We start from the raw sequence: 2,889 nt of genomic DNA on the forward strand, positions 1-2,889 counted from the left end.
GCTCCAGTACCGCCACGACGTCCTCGACGGCTGCCTCACCGGCACTGGCCTCCGACGCCAGCCACCATGACGACATCACGCATTCAAGGTCAGTAGGTATTTCTGCCGACCAGCATTGCTATTCGAGATTTACGCGATGACTGCTCAATGGCCAAGGGCTCGCTGCTACTCCCCTCGACGGGACACCCCCGAACCTCCAAGCTGCCGGTGAACCACACCCAAGTGCACATCTGGGCAGCTGAGTTGTCATGCATTCACATGACTTCCCACTACGCCCTCTCGGCCATAGGTTTCAGGCGTCCCAGTTCATTCGTCTGGCCGTCAACGGGCTGCGATGAGTCATGAAACGGAATGAAATGAAACGCCTTGCGCTGTCCATTGGAGCGGTGCTGCTCAGCCTCACAGGCTCCTTGGCCGTAACCGCCACGCCCGCCGCCGCCGCTAACGCGCTGAACACGTGCTGGACGGTGAGCGACATCTCGTCGAACTACGAGTACAAGTGCGAATTTCGCATCTACACCATGGCCAACACGCCATCGAACGACCTGATCAAGCAGGCGACGTTCAAGAACGCAATCACGCACTTCAGCGACTTTTTCCCCTTCAGTGGCTGCGGCAGCGTATTGGTGGTCGGTAAAAGCTGCACCCTGATGCCGGGCAACGCCCCGGTCAAGGTCGACTCCATCGGGGACAACTACTTCATCCTCAAGTCACTCCCCGGACACCCGGAAGGAGCCGACCGTTACATCAAGTTCGCGCTCTATATTCAGGACGGCGAGTTCCGGCTCGGGGTCCGCGCCTGGGGCCCCTGGACCTCCGTGGCAAAGGCGACAGTGATCTCCGGTGGAGCCTCGGCCATTTGGGGGAGTTACGCCGACAACCTTCGCGCCGCAGGATAGTTGTGCCGAAGTGCCGCCCGATCCCTCGGATCGGGCGGCACTTCAACGTGCTCGGCATTCACGCCGGGTGGCCGAGTCAGGAGGGAGAGGCAGCCCTCACGACGGCTCAGTACATTTGACGTGCTCCCTGGCCTTAAGGGCGTGCAGATCTTTAACTCGTGGCTTTCTGTTCGGTGGTTCGTTGGTCTGGCATGAGCGGGTTGGAAGGGCAACGGGCCGTGCTGGCAGCCAAGTTCGAGGCGATTCTGCCGCACCTCGACGAGCGGCAGCGCCGTCTGGTGATAGGGGCGGAAGCCCAGTCTCTCGGTCACGGCGGGATCAGAGCGGTCGCCCGCGCCGCCGGTGTCCGCGAGGCCACAGTGTCTGCCGGAATGCGCGAACTCGACGACGGAGAGGCGCCGTTGGGACGGGTTCGCCGGCCCGGCGGTGGCCGCAAACGCGTTGCCGATCGGAACCCAGCCGTTCGGGAGGCACTTCTCGCGCTGGTCGAGCCCGACGTCCGCGGGGACCCGATGTCGCCGCTGCGCTGGACTACCAAATCCACCCGCAAGCTCGCCGAGCAGCTGACCCGGCAGGGGCACAGAATCTGTGCGGATACGGTGGGCGACCTCCTGCGCGAGGAGGGCTTCAGTCTGCAGAGCAACGCCAAGACTCTGGAAGGCAAGCAGCACCCCGACCGGGACGCACAGTTCCACTCCCTCAACGAGCAGGCCCGCGACCACCAGGACAGCGGGGCTCCGGTGATCAGCGTGGACACGAAGAAGAAGGAACTGGTCGGCCTGTTCAAGAACAACGGCCGTGAATGGGAGCCGAGAGGCGAGCCGGTGCGGGTCGACACCCACGATTTCCCCGACCGCGAGCTGGGCAGGGCGGGGCCCTATGGCATCTACGACGTCGCCGCGAACACCGGCTGGGTCAACGTGGGCACCGACCACGACACCGCCGCGTTCGCTGTCGAATCAATCCGCCGCTGGTGGATCGGAGCCGGCCAGGCCGCCTATCCAACGGCCGACCGGCTGTTGATCACCGCTGATGCGGGCGGCTCCAACGGCTATCGCACCCGCACCTGGAAGACCGAACTCGCCAGGTTCGCCGCCGAGGCCGACCTGACGATCACCGTCTGCCACCTGCCTCCCGGAACATCGAAGTGGAACCGGATCGAGCACCGCTGTTCTCCCACATCACCATGAACTGGCGTGGAAGGCCCCTGACCAGCCACGAAGTCGTCGTCGAGAGCATTGCCGCGACCACCACCAAGACCGGCCTGACCGTGCACGCCGAACTCGACACCAACCCGTACCCCACCGGCGTCCAGGTCAGCGACGACGAGATCGCCGCCCTGCCGATCACCCGACACCGCTTCCACGGCGAATGGAACTACGCCCTCCACCCGCAGCATCCGCTGGACGCGACGGCGGCCAACAACACGTCAGGCCAGGTCACGGCGAACAGGGGGCCTGCCCTCACGCAGCATTCGCTGCAGGACCCTGAGCTGACCGGCATGACCCGCCAACAACTCAGCGAACTCATCGACGCACTGACTCCCGCGCTGGAGGTCCAACGCGAGCGAGTGCTCCGCACACGCCGCGGTCACGAGCGCATGGTCGCCCCCGGCACAGGCGCCGAAGCCAAGCTCACCCCGGCCGACCGGGTCCTGGCCACCGTGCTCCACCTGCGCAAACTCGCCACCATGGACCTCCTCGGGCAACTCTTCGGCGTCACCGCTATGACCATCAGCCGAGCGAAACAGGAAGTCCGCCCACTCCTGGAAGCACATGGCCACCGCATCACCACCTCAACCGCCCGCCTCCGCACACCAGCCGACGTCGCGACGTTCCTCGCTTCCGACCCCACCCAAACCAAGGTCAAGAAGACGAGTTAAAGATCTCCACGCCCTTAGTACTGCAACGGTGCTTGCCGTGACTGGTGGCCAGTTGGGTCGTTGGTCTGGTTATGGGTGGGGACCTTGCTGATGTCAGGTTGTGGGCGG

Annotated in this window: 1 protein-coding gene and 1 pseudogene; both read left to right on the forward strand. The window is 64.5% G+C overall.

Annotated features, from left to right (window positions below; all coding sequences use genetic code 11):
- Positions 1–341 precede the first annotated feature (341 nt).
- On the forward strand, positions 342–899 hold the full coding sequence (locus FB157_RS46925; protein ID WP_261387074.1) for a hypothetical protein: 558 nt from the start codon (positions 342–344) through the stop codon (positions 897–899).
- A 191-nt stretch (positions 900–1,090) separates the two neighbouring features.
- Positions 1,091–2,781: pseudogene (locus tag FB157_RS46930) on the forward strand (ISAzo13 family transposase).
- Positions 2,782–2,889: the final 108 nt, after the last annotated feature.

It is taken from the genome of Streptomyces sp. BK340 (genome assembly GCF_007827595.1).
Lineage (GTDB): Bacteria > Actinomycetota > Actinomycetes > Streptomycetales > Streptomycetaceae > Streptomyces.